Raw genomic sequence first — 17,080 nt, 5'->3', positions numbered from 1 at the left:
ATTCGGGCAGCATTACAAAGCGTTCATGGTGGTATCTCAGGACTGGTTCTGAACCCAAGGCAGGCTGAGTAAGATTCGGCGCGATCCTTGCGAGATGGGAGCGGTCTCGGACCGCTCCCTCTTAGTTGGACGATTCAGGAGAACATGCGATTCCGTTCCCGCGGGTGAGGATCCAAGGGACGGTTCCCCAATCCCGCCCGCGTTTTAGATGTCCAAATCTCATTAGTTGCACACTCAATGCTTGCTTCGAGTTTTGGTCGGACCAGTTGCACCACGCCCTGGTGGCAGAAACCTCGATTCAACGACGCAGATCCGGTAGGAACCGATTCATCGCGACTCCCTTGCGTCTCCCCAATCAGGTCTATCACAACCCGTGACCCTGAGTCCCCATCCTACTGCGCCAGGGAGATCCACCATGGACGCACTCAAGCTTTTGAAACAAGGCCACGACAAGGTTAAAAAGATCTTGTCGCAACTCGACGACACTACAGAGAAAGCTGTCAAAACACGCACGACACTCTTTGAGACGGTTAAAAGAGAGCTAACAATCCACGAAACGATCGAAGAGGAGATCCTGTATCCAGCCTTTCAAGAACAGGCCAAGCTGAAAGACATCGTGCTTGAAGGATACCAGGAGCATCATGTGGTCGATCTAGTTATGGGCGAGTTGACCGGTGTGTCTCCCGAAGAGGAACAGTGGGGCGCAAAACTGAGCGTGATGAAGGAAACTGTCGAGCATCACATCGAAGAAGAGGAAGGTGAGATGTTCAAGAAGGCCCGACAGCTGTTCGATCCAACAGAGCTCGAGGCGTTGGGTACTCGATTGGAGGCCCGCAAGACTGAGTTGGAAAAGGAGTCGCCAGAAGACCTGCAAGAAAGCCGCGACGCTGCATAGACCTCGCAAAACAACTACGGTCGCAATTGCCGGCTATTCGGAAGAGGAGCCAGCGTTTCCGAAAACGTCTGGAGCCCGGTTGCAGCGGAACCTACACTCCAGGAGGAACTCAGTACAGCTTCTGTCTGGGAACGTTGGCTGGCCGGCGTGGATGATGCATAGGTGGCCTGTCGCGGCATATATGGCTAACTTGTTTCTTGGCCAGTGACTCAAGTGTGTACGCGGTAAGCACCATGGAACATTTTGTGCAGACGCTTTCGTGCTTTGCACTGTCATCGTCTGGTTTCATCGTGAATGCGCTTGTTTCCATATTTCCACCTACTCGGTCCCCTGGCAGCGATGTAATCGCTCGAACGCAGGGCGGGATGGGCTCATTCATGCTTCCAATCAGCAGACAGGATTGCAAGCGCTTTGAGTCTACCCATAGGGTCATTTCGCCCTCTCGTGAATTACTGATGAGTTGGCGACGCTTCAAATTTCTTGTTGCATGCATCCGGTAGGGCGATTTCATTGCCATCTATGACGCCATTACCGTTCTTATCGCCATACGAAGTGATCGGAAGCGGACACGCGACTGGTTGCACCGGCAGTTCGGGCGGGACGAGCAGGTGCGGCGTGGAAAAGTCAAAGAACTCGGTCATATCATCGGCCCCAGCATCGCGATCCGTGAGTGGTTGCAAATTGAAACGGGTCTCGATCAATTTCAAGATCGAGGTGAATTCGCGATCGGTGTGCGAAACAAAGTGCGGCTTGACCCATGGCGAAATGACAAGCAGAGGCACACGAAAACCGCTGTAGGTGAAGTTGTCGTACTTTCCGCCGTCGGTGCTGACGCGCAGTGGTAGGGTGGCATCAGGAGCCGGAACAGAGTACGGAGCAACGTGGTCGTACAGACCTCCGCCTTCGTCGTGAGACAGGATAAAAACTGAAGAAGGCCATGCAGGGCTGTTCATCAGGGCGCGGATGATCTTCTCCGCACTCGCGACGCCCCGCTGCACGTCGTGGCCTGGATGTTCATCAAGCGCGGTCGTGTCACCATCTTCTCCCGAAGAATGTTCTATGAAGATGACCTGCGGCAGGTCGCGATCGGCCGTTGGCCGCGACAGAATGTCGTAGTAGTTCTTGATTTGCCAGGCGTTCGTCATGAACCGGTCCCAATCGCAATCGGCGCAGCCGCCGACTTTTGTGTAATTAGCAAGAAAGACGCTTCCATCCTGGTAGTAGTAGCGCCAGGTTATGCCGGCTTCGCTCAAACGACGAAAAATCGTCGGGACCTCCGCTGGGAAAGGATTGGAGGGACGGATCATCCCGCCCGACGTTGCCGACAGCAGGTAGGCTCGGTTCACGATCGTTCCCGACATCACCGAAGAGTGAAAGTGATCGCTCGTCGCGAAACGGGTGGCAACTTCGCAGTAGAACGGAATATCGCTGCAATCGTAGTAACCCATAGTCCGTGTAGAGTGCGGGTCGATCTGGGAAGGAACCGAAGGCGTGGGTTGCTTCATCCACGCATCCATCTTGAACTTGCTGTTCTGATAGTTGGCGTAGAAATGGCTCTCGTTCCAGGCCGGACTCAGGTTGTCAGTACGGACGGAACGTTGATGATAGGGGTGCACCGCATCGCCGTAGTAGTCGTACATCACGATGTTGGGATTTAACCCATCTAAGTCGCTGGAGAGTCCCTTCGACTGTTGGTACTCGCCGAGCATTCCGAAGTAGTTGTCAAAGGTGCGATTTTCCTGGACGAAGAAAATGATGTGCTTGATATTTGCCAGGCCAGTGGCATTGCCGCCCAGCAGGGTCACAGTCGCGGTAGCCGTCTTGGTCGCACCCGCAATGTCGGTAGCCGTTGCAACGTACGTGGTTGAACCTGTCGGCGACACTTGCAGCGTGCCGCTCGTGTTCACCGCCCCAATCTCCGGAGCAATCTGTACTGACACGGCGTTCTGGGAATTCCAGGTAAGCACGCTCTTACCACCGGCTGAAATCGTGGCGGGCACGGCCGTTAAACTGATCGCAAGTTGGGAACTAGGGGTGAGCGTAACCGTGGCATTTGCGGTCGCCGTCCCTCCGGCGCCTTTGGCGGTTGCAGTATAGGTAGTGGTAGCCACGGGGCTGACCTGGGCCGTACCACTCGCCGAAGTGAACGTTCCGACGCCTTCATTAATTTCGACGGATGTCGAATCTGTTGCATTCCACTGTAAGGTCGAACTCTGCCCTGCCATCACTGTCTCGGGTGAGGCGGACAGCGAGATTGTCGGCTTCCCCATCGTGACCGTAACGTTGACAGACTGAGTCTTTGAGACAGCATTCGGCGCTGTTGCCGTCAGGGTGTACATGGTGGTTTGCGTTGGCACGACTGTGCGCGAACCGGAGGTCGGTAATTCAACGCCGTCATCGTCGTCATTGATGTTTGGCGTAATACTCACCGATGTGGCATTCGTCGTCTTCCAGGTCAAAGTCGTGTATTGCCCATTGGTAAGCGAAGTCGGCGCTACAGAAAATGCCACTGTGATCTGATTCTTGTCGGCCGGAGGGGAACTGGTAGTGTTTGTTCCGCAACCACTGAAACCAAAAGCTGCCAGTATGAGAATTGCCAAAGCGCGGAATCGCATTAGTCCATTCATAGCCACCTGCTACTGTGCGAGTCAGATTCCTGGTTCCTGAACGGAGTTGGTGCGCTCCATCACTGGTCAACGTGATAACTCGAAGGGGTCTTATCTTCGGAACAGGAAAGAACATATCAGCGCGGAATCGAAGTTCTTTCGGCGCTCCGGGTGAAGACATCGGGAGTGGGTGCCTGCGGCTGACCGGGAATGAATGCAGTTTAGTGAGCAATTTTGAACAGACAGGTCTCTTCACCACTCCCTACCATTTTGGTTCGATGAGGAGACTCGCTGTGGCTATCCCCACCTTGTTGTGCATCGACGACCGCACGCAAATGTTAGAGCTTCGCAGATCGACTCTTGAAGCCCACAATTATTCCGTCAAAGTCGCATCGAGCGGCTATACGGCTCTGAAGGTATTGGAAGAAACGCCGGTTGCTGCGGTTCTTCTTGAGTACAAGTCTGAAGGAATGGACGCGGAAGCGGTGGCCTACCAAATCAAGCAACTCTTTCCGAAGTTGCCGATCATACTCCTTTCAGCGTACTCCGAGATGCCAGAGCGGATCATGTGGCTGGTTGATGAGTACGTGTTGAAAAGTGAACTCCCGGATGGGCTGTTTCGGGTGCTCGAACAAAAGGTTCGCCAGCCCTGGTTCGCACCAAGTCCCAACCAATGGCGTAAGGCGAGCGCTATAGCAGCGTAAGCAAACCATTATTAATTTAACTATCCGGCTGAAACCTGGGGACGCACGTGACTCAATGGGCCATTGGATCAGAGGGTGGAGTCACGACCATCCTGTTACCAACATCTCTCCTGCTAATCCAAGTTCACTTGTGCTATTTCGAGAAGTCGATAGTCTTGATGGGGGCCGATATTCCCTGCTGGTAGAAACTAACTTTGACTGCCCGTCCCGAGACGTCAACAGTGGCGAAACCATTTACCGAATCGCACCACTCGGTACGTGCCGGCGAATCGCAGGGATAACCAGGGGCTCCAGCAGTGCCCGCCACAATCTCCTCGAAGTCATGAGTCAGGCTCGGCAACCGCGTCGTGTCCATGTGCGTGTAGGCCAGCACGTGTTCGTGACCATGGAAGCTGGCGGACACGAGGGGATGCTTGTTCAGCACTTCGATCAGTTTCTGCGGCGCGTAACTGCCTGACGCCCCGGTGAACTCGCAATGCACACTCTCTACGCAGAAAATCGGGCCGTGAAAATATATGAACGCGTGAGTGAGACCACGTACCTCGGCTGCCGCGAGGTCACCATCGAGCCAGGAAATCTGCGCGGGCGTGATTACGTCTGCATCTCCGGGCACATCGATTGCGACAAAATGCGAGTTCTTATAATCGAACGAGTACGTTAAGTCCGGCGTGAACGCACTATAATGCGTCGCTCCGACAGCCCCGGCGACACTCGCTAGTTCGTAGTATTGCTGCCATCCCGAGGTGTCCAATGCATCGTGGTTGCCGCGAACAAAAAAGGTCCTGGCCGAGACGCCATTACTTGAGTTGCCGTCGATTGCGGCCAGGAAGCTGTTCGTTCCAGCGATGGTAAAGCCCTCCGATTCTCCGTCCCCGGCATACAGCGTGAACGCCGGATTGAGTGTCAACACTTGTGCGGATAGGGCGGCCAGCGTAGTGTTGCCGCCTCGCGTATCTGCCCATGCGACAAAACGGAAGACAGATTGAGTTGGCGGAGTCGGAGGAGGTGCGGGCCCCGACATGCTACTCCCGCAGCCAGGCAGCAGCACGAGAAGAGGCAGAAGCCCCAGCAATATGAGCGTGGGAACTGCAAAGCACGGCCGCACTGAGGGGGACGACTGTTCCTTGTGGATCATGTGCCCCTTTCGAGCGTGATCACAGCACAGTGGCAGGATTCGCCCGCCGGCTCCTTCATCGAAGATGAAGCACGCAAAGATTAGGCAGAATAATGACAAATCCAGCAACTCGCGCATGGCCAATAGAGAACGCTCGGCAAGTTGGTAACAGTTCCTACTGCTTACTTAGAGGCAGTCATCAGGTTCACAGGACAGGCTCCGGCGAACACAGCATAACGCCAGGAAAAGCCCGTTCCTTTTGTCAGGCTCTCTCAGCTCGCGCCTGTTGGTTGCTCGCTTGTGCCGGCTGAGGCTTGTTGGGCGAACGAACCGTGAGCGAGAAATCGATGATGTATCGGACTGGGTTTGCGCAGAACAAGCAGGGAGTAATCTGGATATCCCCGACATCTTCGCGTAGTACGCTCAAGGGAAACGACCGCAAGCATTCCGTGCAAGTCAACACTATAAAGGGCACACCATTCGAATCATGCCCGTTCCGTGGGATCCACACGGGCGCCGATTGTTGTTGATGCGTTGCCGCACGCTGCGCCGAAGTTTGAATCAATTCAGCAATCATCCGCAGGAGTTCTTTTGGATGGTGGAGACCCTTGGCGTAGAAAGCATCGGCAATTACCCCTCCCGGGACAAGGTCGCCAGAATCGTATGCACCACTCATAGCGGCAACCGAGATTTCAGGAAAACGCCGGCGCAGGACGGATAGTAACTCGAAGCCCGACATGTGCGGCATGTTCAGGTCGGAAATGATCACATCGGGGACAAACGACTTGAGTTGCAACAGGGCGTCAAAGCCGTCAATCGCAGTGCTGACCTCGTATCCAACGCCGGTCAATAACATCCTCAAGCTTTCGCGAACACTGAGTTCGTCGTCAACGACAAGGATTCGGCCTTTGGATGATTCGCTCATGACTGGAATCCTCCTCGAAAGGTATCGAACGCGAAAGTTAGGCAGAACGATATCATTTTCGGGAACTCACGTATGGTCAAGATTGAACACTCAAGCAAATAACCTGGAATTGGAGATATCTCATTGTGGTCAATTCTGTACAGCCACAGCGTCCCCTCTTGGGGCAAAATCCAGTGTCTAGGAATGTGGGATTCGACGGCCAGCGAGAGCAACCATCAATTCTCTTGCAGAGAGGCTCCAAAGATGCCGCAAATCGAAGAACAGAAGAAACTGCCCACCCGTGTTACTTACCGGGGAATCACATACACGATCTGCAGAAGTTGCCATGAAGTGATTGGAAGCGGAAAGAACGAGGCGACTTTGCTAGCCGTCGAGAAATTTCACAACTGCGCCGCAATGAAAGAAGAAATGGAGGATGACTATGCCATGCGAGCCTACAATGCCAAACGAGGTGCGTGAGAGTGTCGCTCGAGTGCACCGAGGATATTACTCTATAGGCAGGAGGCGAACGCTCTCGCCGGCATATCTCTTCTTCGGCAACGCGATTGTGTGGAGATGTGACCAGTGTCCCAGAATGTTCTTCCTTTCCCTGGATGACGCAAGATCCCTTGAAATACCAAGATACATATCGACAGAGTTCGACTCTCATTCTTGCGTGACGCCGGAGGTTGTCGACACTTCTTCAATTGATCACGATTGCGAATGTGAAGTCATTAGAATCACGCGCGGCGTTCACAGCAGAAATCCCAACTCCACCTATAGAACCGACCGGGACCCAGGTTAGGAATGTCGCGTTCGGACAATCTGCATGCTTGTTTTGCAGAAAGACTGCAAGAAACGTCATTGTTTTTGCGAGACGTTAGTTCGCCGAAGCCCACCGCAAGGTATGAAGAGATAATCGTCGACAATCACAAGGTGTGAGTGATTTGTCCGCTGTTGTGCCTTCCCTGCATTCTCTTCTGCAGAAATAGCAAAGACAATCGCACCTACTATCCTGTAGGCGCTAAGGTCCGGCCCCAAAGAAGCGGGAGTTTGCCATGAACCTGTTGTACTAGCGCGGCTTGGTGTCCATTGGGTGAATATGGCAGAGAGCTCCGTTCAGAATTGAGGGAACAAATAGACTTCAGAGAAACTCGTTAAATACATCTAACTTCCTGTACGTGAAGAACTTGCCTGAATATCTGAACTCGAGTCCCTTCTTCGGCGCCAATTTATGATTGGGAGTCGTTTGCTTAGGATTGGGAGTCGTTCGCGTGAGTTGATCCGGTGCCCAAAGGCCCGCGCGATCATCTCCGAAGCGCTGGACGAGCTACACGATGCCGAACACCGTTGTGCGTGAAGAGGCGTTTCAGCTTGCGTGGAGCCAGATCGTAAGGGGTTATTCCCTGCCGGTCTGGCTCCACCGTGAATAGCCACCAAGCCTAACGTTGGCTTTGTGGTTTGCCACTCGACTTGGCACAAGCGGCAGCATTGGATGATGTCAGCATCACCAATACTGCCGCTTGCTGTTTCTCGATTGCTTCGACAGCCTTCTGCTTGGCCGCAGTGCGGATGTGGGTGTAGTGGCGGACCATGTCTGCCGACAAATGCCCCACGACTTCCACGACTGGTGCCACGAGGACTGATGGTCCGTCATGTAGGAACGCACTATGCATCGTCGTCGGGTGCGTTAGTCAGCGGAGATATCTAAGTTCGGTGACGAACCCAGGGTGAGCTCGGCTTCAACAGGATCTTTCGAACGTCGAAGCAGAGCAATAGCCTTAGCCAAGTAAACGTAATAAATCGGGGTCATATATAAGGTCAGGAGTTGCGAGCACAACAGGCCGCCAACCACCGCTACTCCGAGTGGACGCCGCGCTTCCGAGCCTGCGCCGATGCCGAGGGCGAGGGGCAGAGCACCAAATATCGCCGCAACCGTCGTCATCATAATCGGACGAAACCTGACGAGTGCTCCATCCATAATGGCTTCTTCAGGGGACTTCCCCGCGTATCTCTCTTCGCGCAACGCACAATCGATCATCATGATCGCGTTCTTTTTAACGATTCCCACGAGGAGGATGATTCCGACAAAGCTATACAGGTTCAGTTCCAGTCGAAAAAGAAGCAATGCGAGGAGAGCACCAATTCCAGCCGAGGGTAAACCCGAGAGGATGGTAATGGGATGAATGACGCTTTCGTAGAGAATTCCCAGAATCACATAGATGACACCGACGGTAGCAATGAGCAGCCACATCAGCCTCGATGTCGATGAAGTGAACGCCTGCGCAGTGCCTTGAAAACCATGTGTAATGGTTGCTGGCAGGATCTGACTTGCTACTTCTTCTACCTCGCGTGTCGCACTGCTAAGAGAACTGCCGCGGCGGAGGTTGAAACTCAAAGTGACCGACGGTAATTGCCCAAAGTGCATGATCGTCAGGGGCCCACGCGTTAGCTGTATTTGCGCCACTGATCGGATGGGAACTAGGGCTCCGGATGCTGAATGTAAGTAGAGCGTCGACAGAGCGTCAGGATTCGTCTGAAGACTGGGATCCATGTCCAGCAGTACTTTGTATTCATCGCTCGGCCCATAGATAGTCGAGACTTGCCGCGGTCCAAACGCGCTGTACAGCGACTGCTCTGCTTGCTCCGGACTCACTCCGAGCGCCGCTGCTTTGTTCCGGTCGATCTGAACGTTCAACTGTGGACTGTTTATTGCAAGATCGCTGGTTACGTCCTCGAGCTCAGGAATACGCCGAAGGGCGCGTTCCAGAAGTGGCACGTAGTAATAGAGTGCGTGCAGGTCCACGCTTTGTAATGTGTATTGGTATTCACTTTTGGTCAGCATGCCGCCGATGCGGATTGGGGGGAGGATTTGCAGGAAGGTCTTGATCCCGGGAATCTGCGTAAGCTTTGGTCGGAGCTCTTGAATAATCGCATTTGCGCCAGGGCGCTCTCCGCGCGGCCGCAGGTGCATGAATATTCGACCCAAATTGTTGGAGGTGTTGATTCCGCCACCGCCTACGGTCGACATGCGACCCTGGGCATACCCGCTGTTGGCAATAACGCTATCAACCTCCTTCTGGTGCATGATCATGTCCTGGAACGAAATCCCTTCGGCGGCTTGCGTAAACGCGAACATCTGACCAGTATCGACGGTCGGCAGGAATCCTTTCGGAACGCCGTTCACAAGGACGTCAGGCATTCCATGCGGCATGAATCGGGCGACGCCACCAGGAATACCGAATGCCAGCAAGAAAGTAACCGCCAGCAAGAGGATTGACAGAAATAGAGCGCTCAGTTTGTGCCGCATCACAAAGCCCAGGGAGCGACTGTAGATTCGTAAAGAGCGCTCGAACACGGTGTCGGCATTATCGAGGGTTGTTGACAACGTGCCCGTTCCCAGCAGCCGACCGCACAGCATCGGCGTCAATGTCAGAGACACTATCCCGGACATGAGAATCGAAAAAGCGATAGTAATTGCAAACTCATGCAGAAGCCGTCCGATGACCCCTCCCATGAACAGCACCGGAATGAAAACAGCCGCCAGTGAGAGTGTCATCGAGATGATCGTAAAAGTGATTTCGCGCGATCCTGTCAGTGCAGCCTGCATGAGCGGCATGCCTGCTTCGATGTGGCGGACAATGTTTTCGAGCATGACCACGGCGTCGTCGACCACAAACCCGACCGACAGTGTCAATGCCATTAGCGAGAGATTGTCCAGGCTGAAGCCAAGCAGCCACATGACGCCGAACGTACCCACAATCGAAACGGGAATCGATGTTGCCGCAATGAACGTTGCAGCGAGCCTTCGCAGGAAGATGAGGATAACAAGAATGACCAATCCGATCGTCAGTAAAAGTGTGAATTTGACTTCACTGAGAGATTCACGAATCGAACTCGATTCGTCATAGAGGACATCCACCTTCACGGCCTGGGGAAGCTGCCGCTGAATTTCGGGCAACAGCGCCCGGATCTTGTCAGTAATCTCGACAGTGTTTGCGCCCGGTTGCCGCATGATGGTAAGGACAATCGCGGGTTCACCATTGAACCAGCTGGCGAGCTTTTCGTTTTCGACACCGTCAACCACGTTCGCAACTTCTCCGAGATGGACGGGGCCGCCATTGCGATATGCGACGATGAGCTGGCGAAACTGCTTTGCAGTTGAGAGCTGCCCGTTGGCCGTGATTGCGTAAGCTTTTCCGGGAGTGTTCAGCGCACCTATCGGAAGGTTGACGTTGCCGGTTTTGATGGCATTTGCGAGATCGTCTATGCCGATTTGCCTGGAAGCGAGCGCATACGGGTCCGCCCGGACACGGAGGGCGTACTTGCGCGAACCGTAAACCTGAGCCTCGGCGACTCCTTTGACCATCGACATTCGTTCCGCAATGCTCGTCTCCGCAATTTCGTCGACGTCGGACATACTGAGGGTGGGTGAATGAACTGCGAGGTAGAGGATCGGGGACTCCGCAGGATTCACCTTTTGATAGGTCGGGGGAGTTGGCATTTCAGCGGGAAGCTGTGGGATTGCGTTCGCAATAGCCGATTGCACATCTTGAGCGGCGCCATCAACGCTGCGACTAAGATCAAGCTGGATGGTGATACTGGTACTGCCGAGGGAGTTCGTTGAATTCATCGAATCGATGCCCGGCACCGTTGAGAGCTGTTTCTCCAATGGCGTCGCCACAGCCGAAGCCATCGTCTCGGGACTGGCACCTGGAAGCGTTGCGGTGACCTGAATTGTCGGGTAGTCGATATTGGGAAGGTCGTTCACCGGAAGCTTTCGATACCCAGCAATTCCAAACACCAGGAGTGACGAAGTAAGTAGCGTCGTCGTGATCGGCCGCTTCAAGAACAACTCCGGGATATTCATCGCGCCCTTACTCCATTTCGAACAAATCGGTCCTCAATAGCCGACATTTGTGTCGGCTGTCGCGTCGGGGGCTCTTTTGACTTCAACCAGGCGGTTCGGCTCGAGACTTACTTGGCCATCCGTCACTACGAGTTCCCCAGGATGCAGCCCTGTGCTGATGACGGAGTACGCCCCTTGCGTGCGTTGCACGTGAATGGTGCGGTTCTCGGCCCTCTTCTCATGATTCACGACATAAACGTATTCGCCTTGCTGTCCTGACATGACCGCTTGAGATGGAACCACCAGTGCTTGTTTTTGGATTGATAGCCGGAGCAGGACATCTAACTGCTCACCCGGCCACAATCGCCGATCGCGATTTGCAAACACTCCCCTCAGTCGTATGGTTCCCGTCCCGCGATCAATGGAGTTGTCAATAAAGGACACATATCCCCTGCTCTCCTGGGAAGGGCCTTGGTGAGGCATGGATACAAACACTGGCAGCGGACCTGAGGCTAGGTGCTTTTTTACTTCGGGGAATTCACCTTCAGGGACAGAAAATTCAACGTAAATTGGTTCGATTTGATTAATGACGACCAGCGGAGAGTCGTCGTTAGCTTTTACCTGGTTGCCGGGCGCAACGAGGAGAACTCCTGTTTTTCCATCGCATGGAGAATATATGTCGGTATAAGTGAGTTGCACGCGTTGCTCTTCTACCGCTGCTCTCGCCGCGTCGGTGCTTGCCTTCAGCGCCTCTGCTTGTGCTTTCGCCTCGTCATAAGCGTCTTTCGAGATGATTCCGCTCTTGTAAAGTTCCGTGTATCTCGCGGCCACTGTTTGCGCGCGAGTGAGTTGGGCCTGCTCCTTCTTTAACGAGGCTTTTATCTGCTCGAAACTCGCTAGAAGCTGGCGGTCGTCCAACCTAAACAGCAGTTGCCCTCGGCGTACTTCGTCTCCTTCTTTGAACAACACTTCTTTCAGCTGGGCAGACACCTGGGATTTGATTCCGACTGTGACACGGGCTTGAACGTTGCCGATCGCGTGAATCTCAACCGGGAGGTCACGCAGGATCGCGGCCGAAGTCACGACGGGGACAGGGGGAGGAGCGGCACCAGGCGAATCAGGACGAGAGCAAGCTGAGTCGGCGCAGCAGAAGAGAATCAGGGATATCGACAATATGAGTGAGAATGGGCTGGATCGGCCTGACACTGGATAATAATGCCCACTCGAAGGTAGTGGGGCCCAGTGCCAGAAGTCATGTATTGTGGGCTTCGCGGAAAGTATGACTTTCGGCATATCTATGGCCGGAGCAGTTGTGTCACAATGCCGGTCGTGTGGGTTAATGACTTAGTTTCACAGCGCAAACACCAAGCCATGCGTTGGTCAGGGATGCTCATCTGGTTCTTTCTCGGGCTCCCCGCGCTCGACCCGTCCACGCGTAAAGGTGACGAGATCCCCATCTCCTGGATATGGTGGCTCTTCTGCTTTCTTTGTCTCGGCATCGCCTATTTCTTTGGCTCGACGAATCGCAGACTCCCTTCCTGGGCACGACTCGCCGCGCTTGGCATTCAGAGCCTGAGCGTGGTTGCAATGACCCTTCTGTTTAGGAACTACTTCAACGGTCTGTTACTCGTTCTCGTCGTGTGGCAGTTGGCACTTTACGTGGATGAACGGACTACGATTGTGTGGTCCATCATTCAGACCACTGTTGTAATTGCCGCTCTCGAACCGCATTGGCACATGGGTTGGCGTTGGGCCATGAGCAGCTGTTTGGTCGGACTCGAGATATTCGCATTTGTGGCAGGCCAACTGCTTGCACAAGAAGCTGCTGCGCGAGATGAGTTACTGCTCCTGAGTGTAGAACTGGGTTCAACCCGGGAGCTGTTGAAAGAAAGCACGCGGGTAAGTGAGAGATTGCACATCGCTCGTGAGCTGCACGATGTACTCGGACATCACCTGACCGCTCTCAGCCTTCAACTCGAGCATGCGGTTCATATCACGGCGGGTGACGCGAGGCAGGAAGTGGAACGCGCTCAAACATCTACCCGCCAAATGCTGTCCGATATACGCGGTATTGTCGAGAACATGAGAACTGAGGCCGGGCTGGACCTTGCGCCCGCACTCAACTCACTGAAGCAGCGCATGGTTCGCCCACAGTTGCATTTGGACGTACCGCCACAGTTCTCAGTCCAGGACGGATCACGTGCTCATGCAGTTCTGCGTTGCGTGCAGGAAATCGTTACGAATACCATCAAACATTCCGGCGCCGACAATTTGTGGGTCACGATACGCCTCAAAGACGATGTTATCGAAGTTTCGGCTCAAGATGACGGAACTGCGCAATCAACTCCGCGAGCCGGTGCGGGACTGACTGGGATGCGCGAGCGATTCGAGTCCTTCGGCGGGCGCGTCGAGTTTCGCAACCAGCCCGATCTCGGTTTCAGCGTTTCCGCGTGGCTACCGCTTCAGCGTCAGGACAGGATTGCATGATTCGGGTATGCATTGTCGAAGACCAGACTTTGGTTCGGGAGGGTCTGGCCCGCCTACTTTCCCTCGCGCCAGATATCGAAGTTATTGGCGAAGCGGCCGACGGTGATCAAGCCCGGCAACTCATTCTACGGACTTCACCCGATGTCGTGTTACTCGACGTCCGAATGCCGCGTGCTAGTGGCTTAGAAGTGCTGCAATCATTTCAGAGCGGTACCAACATGCCGCCTTGCATCCTTCTAACTACTTTTGATGACGATCAGGTCGTCTTACAAGGTATTAATCTTGGCGCAAAAGGGTATCTGCTGAAGGATGTGACCCTTGAACGACTAACGGACGCAATCCGTCGAGTTGCGGCTGGCGAGACTATTTTCAGTCCAACCCTCACACTTCGACTAATTCGAGAACTAAATCCGACTTTGAAACGGGCCAGCCAACACACGGACGAATTTCTTACCGATCGTGAAGAAGAAGTCCTGCGTCTAATGACGGGAGGCTACACGAATCGAGAGATTGCCGATGCACTGGCGATCTCGGAGGGAACTGTGAAGAACTACGTTTCCAGTATTCTCTCGAAACTTGGTGTCCGCGACCGGACGCGCGCCGTGCTGAAGGCGATCCAGGAAGGGTACCTTTGAGTCACAAGGGCATTTAGAAACTAAGGCACTCTTACGTGAATCGTTCTTAGCTGGCGATCTAATCGAGAAAATAAAGCGACTCAGCCCTCTCCTTTTGGAGCAACTCGCATTTCCCAGTATTCTCGAAACTCATGCGAGCCTTCCGTGACTATTGGCACTATTGCGCTGCCGATGCTTTTTTTATGGTCTCCACCTGGGAGGTCTCACATGCAGACATTCAGAACTGCGTCGTTTGTCGCAATTACAATTATCGCCCTAGGTATCACTCTCGGCGCTGAAGCATGGCCGTCACGCAACATCAGAACGCGAGCGATACACGTCAAAGCAATGAAGTTCAGGTTTGTCCCGAATAGAGTTACCGTCAGAAAGGGCCAGACTCTCAAGCTTGAACTGACTAGCGCAGATGTTGAACATAGCTTTCGTATCTCAACCTTGGGTATGAACTATCCAATTGAACCGGGTAAAAACACAGAGGTCATTCTTACCCCCGCATTCACAGAAGAGCTTCATGCCGACTGCGGAACATTCTGTGGAGTGGGACATAAGAAAATGAACTTCACAATCGACGTGGAGCCATAGTTACCCAGCCGATAACGATCGGTACTTCCAAATCAGATCTGCTCGGGTTCGACTCCAGGGCCCGCGCACTGCTCGAAGCTCGCCATGCGTTCCTTGCACCCGTTCAACGTTCTCGGCACTAGTCGCCTACGTAACGTATATCGTAAACAATCCGGGGTTGCTGGATAGATTATGGGAAGGGCCTGTTCCCAACAGTAATCATTTCAACGGCGTTGACAAGGTAGAGCTTTTGCGGATAATTCGTGTGAACTGTCTCTCCGAAGAGCACGGCCCCTGTTCGGATATGCACACCCCCTGAGACGGTTCTTCCCAAGTTCACTGGAGGTAGTTCGATGAAAACTGCATGTATGGCAGTGCTGTTAGCGCTTGCCTCCGCAAGCATGTTCGCGCAGAGCCCATTCGACGGGAAGTGGCAGCTTAACCAGCAGAAAAGCGATATGACCGGTCATACGATGAAGATCGAAGACGCGGGTAATGGAGCGATCAAATTCGTCGGCCCGAATTTCACCACGACGGTGAAGACGGACGGGACGAAAGCCCAAACGCCGGCGGGGGCCACTATGGCCATGCAAAAGAAGAGCGATGACAGCTATCACGAGACCGACTGGATGAAAGGAAAAGAGATCAGCCAGTCGGATTGGACGCTCTCGAACGACGGCAAGAATCTTACCATTCACGAATATGGAACGAACCCGAACGGAGAAAAGTTTGATAACACCACTGATTACAATCGGCTGTCCGGCAGCGATGGCCTGATCGGAGAGTGGAAGACTTCCTCAGTGAGAATCGGCACCCCGGAGTGGTTCACGATGAAGCTGTCCGGCGACGAGCTAAATTGGGAGATTCCGGCGATTAAGGGAATGCTGAAGGCGCCGCTGAATGGGAAAGACGTTCACCCAAGCGGTCCCACCGTTCCTGAGTCGCTCACCCTGGCCATCACGAAGAAGGACCCTCGTACTCTGGATGTGACGGAGAAGCTGCAAGGGAAGACTATCTTTAGCGGCACGTATACCGTCTCGCCTGACGGAAAAACGATGACGGTTGAAGGTAAGAACGCGAAGGGAGAGGCTACGAAGCAAGTCTGGGAGAAGCAGGGCTAAAACCATCGCCGGATCGGGTCATCTAGTCGGCAGATTCGATGACCCTTTTGAACCAATGGCAAATAACCAGAATCTCCCACCAGCGTCGGTCGGGCATCACTTCCTTCGATAGTTGGAGCACAGGCCGCCCTCGTCGTCTGCGGCCACACTCACATGCAGGGGCGCGATGTCCGCTAGCGGACAATCCTCCGCTCAACTCCTCGGTGCTCACTCAATGCGCAGCAAGACTGGCTTTGATCTGCTTGACCAGTCCAACTTATAAGCATTTGCAGACGCGTCCTGCGCGATTGTCCTTACCGTCATGCGGCACACAACAGAGATTCTGCGCCGCGAAGCGGATGCATAGACGGTCTTTCGTGGGGAAGACCAGGAACTCATTGCAAAGGACCTTGCCGCAGACTGGTCCGATGTTCCGGGGACTGATTACAACCTGTGTCGCTCCATCGCGCAGTACCAGACGGAAGATGTCCTGCCCGCTGAGCACCGACGGCGCTGCGGATTCCTAACTCCCGCGTGCGCTGTTCGACGAGATGCGAGACCTACGCCGTAAATACCAACTGCGGTCAGGATGAGCGCGAGCAAGGTGAAACCCCCGATTCGCACCTGTACGCTCAGCCATGTCCTATCGAACATTGCAGCAACGCCGCCCATACCGTACTCTCATCACAATTGCCCTCGATCAAATCCTCAAAAGAGAAAAGGGATAACCGCATGAAAGTTACGCGGATATTAGTGGTTTTGTTCGTATTGACGGCGGTGCTCTTCAGTTTGACGGCGTGCGGCAATGGCGGAGGAAGTGCTCTTAATCCGAAGTTCCAACCGCAAGTTGCCAACCTGGCAGACAATTTTCAGTTTCAGTCGACAGCTGTGACGAACGTTACTGAGACACTGACTTACAAATGGACGAACAGCGGTATCGCCGCGACCGTGGATCAGGCGACCTCAGTAACAACCGGGCAAGCGGTCATTGCAATAAAGGATGCTGCAGGGGTTCAGGTCTACTCCGCTGGCCTGCAGAACAACGGGACCTTTGACACCGCCACCGGGCAGACGGGGAGCTGGACAATCATCGTGCAGTTGACCAACTACAGTGGAACGATCAATTTCCGAGTGCAGAAAAAATAGGTCCTATCAGATACGAGAGTTCCAAATCATCCGCGCGAATGGGCACTTCTCCGGCATAGCGCGGGAACCGGCACTTCCTGGA

13 protein-coding genes are annotated in these 17,080 nt (G+C 54.0%); 7 read left to right on the top strand and 6 right to left on the bottom strand.

Annotation, left to right across the window (positions count from 1 at the left end; genetic code table 11):
• The first annotated feature begins 415 nt into the window (after nt 1–415).
• Entirely contained in the window at nt 416–895 is a 480-nt protein-coding gene (locus ROO76_18210; GenBank protein MDT8070104.1) for a hemerythrin domain-containing protein, read from the top strand.
• Nucleotides 896–1,344: 449 nt separating this feature from the next.
• Here ROO76_18210 and ROO76_18205 read toward each other — a convergent pair whose 3' ends face one another.
• Nucleotides 1,345–3,405 (bottom strand): alkaline phosphatase family protein, encoded by a 2,061-nt coding sequence (locus ROO76_18205; protein ID MDT8070103.1) that lies wholly within the window; start codon nt 3,403–3,405, stop codon nt 1,345–1,347.
• Between the two features lie 389 nt (nt 3,406–3,794).
• On the opposite strand from ROO76_18205, the gene ROO76_18200 reads away from it, so the two are divergent.
• Nucleotides 3,795–4,205 (top strand): response regulator, encoded by a 411-nt coding sequence (locus ROO76_18200; GenBank protein ID MDT8070102.1) that lies wholly within the window; start codon nt 3,795–3,797, stop codon nt 4,203–4,205.
• A gap of 133 nt (nt 4,206–4,338) precedes the next feature.
• On the opposite strand, the gene ROO76_18195 is transcribed toward ROO76_18200, so the two are convergent.
• The 5 genes from ROO76_18195 to ROO76_18175 all read right to left on the bottom strand — a co-directional run bounded on the left by ROO76_18195 (nt 4,339) and on the right by ROO76_18175 (nt 12,365).
• On the bottom strand, nt 4,339–5,226 hold the full coding sequence (locus ROO76_18195; GenBank protein ID MDT8070101.1) for a metallophosphoesterase: 888 nt from the start codon (nt 5,224–5,226) through the stop codon (nt 4,339–4,341).
• A gap of 355 nt (nt 5,227–5,581) precedes the next feature.
• Entirely contained in the window at nt 5,582–6,244 is a 663-nt protein-coding gene (locus ROO76_18190) for a response regulator (protein ID MDT8070100.1), read from the bottom strand.
• 1,421 nt (nt 6,245–7,665) lie between these two features.
• Nucleotides 7,666–7,860 carry a hypothetical protein gene (locus ROO76_18185; protein MDT8070099.1) on the bottom strand — a complete coding sequence of 65 codons (195 nt, stop codon included), beginning with the start codon at nt 7,858–7,860 and terminating at the stop codon, nt 7,666–7,668.
• 53 nt (nt 7,861–7,913) lie between these two features.
• Complete coding sequence (locus tag ROO76_18180; GenBank protein ID MDT8070098.1) at nt 7,914–11,093, bottom strand: efflux RND transporter permease subunit; 3,180 nt, start codon at nt 11,091–11,093, stop codon at nt 7,914–7,916.
• 33 nt (nt 11,094–11,126) lie between these two features.
• A complete protein-coding gene (locus ROO76_18175; GenBank protein ID MDT8070097.1) occupies nt 11,127–12,365 on the bottom strand; it encodes an efflux RND transporter periplasmic adaptor subunit in 1,239 nt (412 codons plus the stop codon).
• A 78-nt stretch (nt 12,366–12,443) separates the two neighbouring features.
• On the opposite strand from ROO76_18175, the gene ROO76_18170 reads away from it, so the two are divergent.
• The 5 genes from ROO76_18170 (at nt 12,444) to ROO76_18150 (ending at nt 16,998) form a co-directional block, all read left to right on the top strand.
• Nucleotides 12,444–13,559, top strand: a complete 1,116-nt coding sequence (locus ROO76_18170; protein ID MDT8070096.1) for a sensor histidine kinase — start codon at nt 12,444–12,446, stop codon at nt 13,557–13,559.
• Nucleotides 13,556–14,194, top strand: a complete 639-nt coding sequence (locus ROO76_18165) for a response regulator transcription factor (GenBank protein MDT8070095.1) — start codon at nt 13,556–13,558, stop codon at nt 14,192–14,194. The genes ROO76_18170 and ROO76_18165 overlap by 4 nt, the downstream gene beginning before the upstream one ends.
• Nucleotides 14,195–14,401: 207 nt before the next feature.
• Nucleotides 14,402–14,773, top strand: a complete 372-nt coding sequence (locus ROO76_18160) for a cupredoxin domain-containing protein (GenBank protein MDT8070094.1) — start codon at nt 14,402–14,404, stop codon at nt 14,771–14,773.
• A gap of 332 nt (nt 14,774–15,105) precedes the next feature.
• Nucleotides 15,106–15,873 carry a hypothetical protein gene (locus tag ROO76_18155; GenBank protein MDT8070093.1) on the top strand — a complete coding sequence of 256 codons (768 nt, stop codon included), beginning with the start codon at nt 15,106–15,108 and terminating at the stop codon, nt 15,871–15,873.
• 711 nt (nt 15,874–16,584) lie between these two features.
• Nucleotides 16,585–16,998 (top strand): hypothetical protein, encoded by a 414-nt coding sequence (locus ROO76_18150; protein ID MDT8070092.1) that lies wholly within the window; start codon nt 16,585–16,587, stop codon nt 16,996–16,998.
• Nucleotides 16,999–17,080: the final 82 nt, after the last annotated feature.

Source organism: Terriglobia bacterium, from assembly GCA_032252755.1.
In the GTDB taxonomy this organism is placed as follows: Bacteria; Acidobacteriota; Terriglobia; order Terriglobales; family Acidobacteriaceae; genus JAVUPY01.
This window is presented reverse-complemented; position numbering and strand designations above follow the sequence as displayed.

Bases quoted from the DNA above. Each gene is read 5' to 3' on its own strand.
- ROO76_18210 (MDT8070104.1), top strand. From the start codon at position 416: ATGGACGCACTCAAGCTTTTGAAACAAGGCCACGACAAGGTTAAAAAG.
- ROO76_18195 (MDT8070101.1), bottom strand. From the start codon at position 5,226: ATGTCGGGGCCCGCACCTCCTCCGACTCCGCCAACTCAATCTGTCTTC.
- ROO76_18190 (MDT8070100.1), bottom strand. From the start codon at position 6,244: ATGAGCGAATCATCCAAAGGCCGAATCCTTGTCGTTGACGACGAACTC.
- ROO76_18180 (MDT8070098.1), bottom strand. From the start codon at position 11,093: ATGAATATCCCGGAGTTGTTCTTGAAGCGGCCGATCACGACGACGCTA.
- ROO76_18175 (MDT8070097.1), bottom strand. From the start codon at position 12,365: ATGCCGAAAGTCATACTTTCCGCGAAGCCCACAATACATGACTTCTGG.
- ROO76_18170 (MDT8070096.1), top strand. From the start codon at position 12,444: ATGCGTTGGTCAGGGATGCTCATCTGGTTCTTTCTCGGGCTCCCCGCG.
- ROO76_18165 (MDT8070095.1), top strand. From the start codon at position 13,556: ATGATTCGGGTATGCATTGTCGAAGACCAGACTTTGGTTCGGGAGGGT.
- ROO76_18160 (MDT8070094.1), top strand. From the start codon at position 14,402: ATGCAGACATTCAGAACTGCGTCGTTTGTCGCAATTACAATTATCGCC.
- ROO76_18155 (MDT8070093.1), top strand. From the start codon at position 15,106: ATGAAAACTGCATGTATGGCAGTGCTGTTAGCGCTTGCCTCCGCAAGC.
- ROO76_18150 (MDT8070092.1), top strand. From the start codon at position 16,585: ATGAAAGTTACGCGGATATTAGTGGTTTTGTTCGTATTGACGGCGGTG.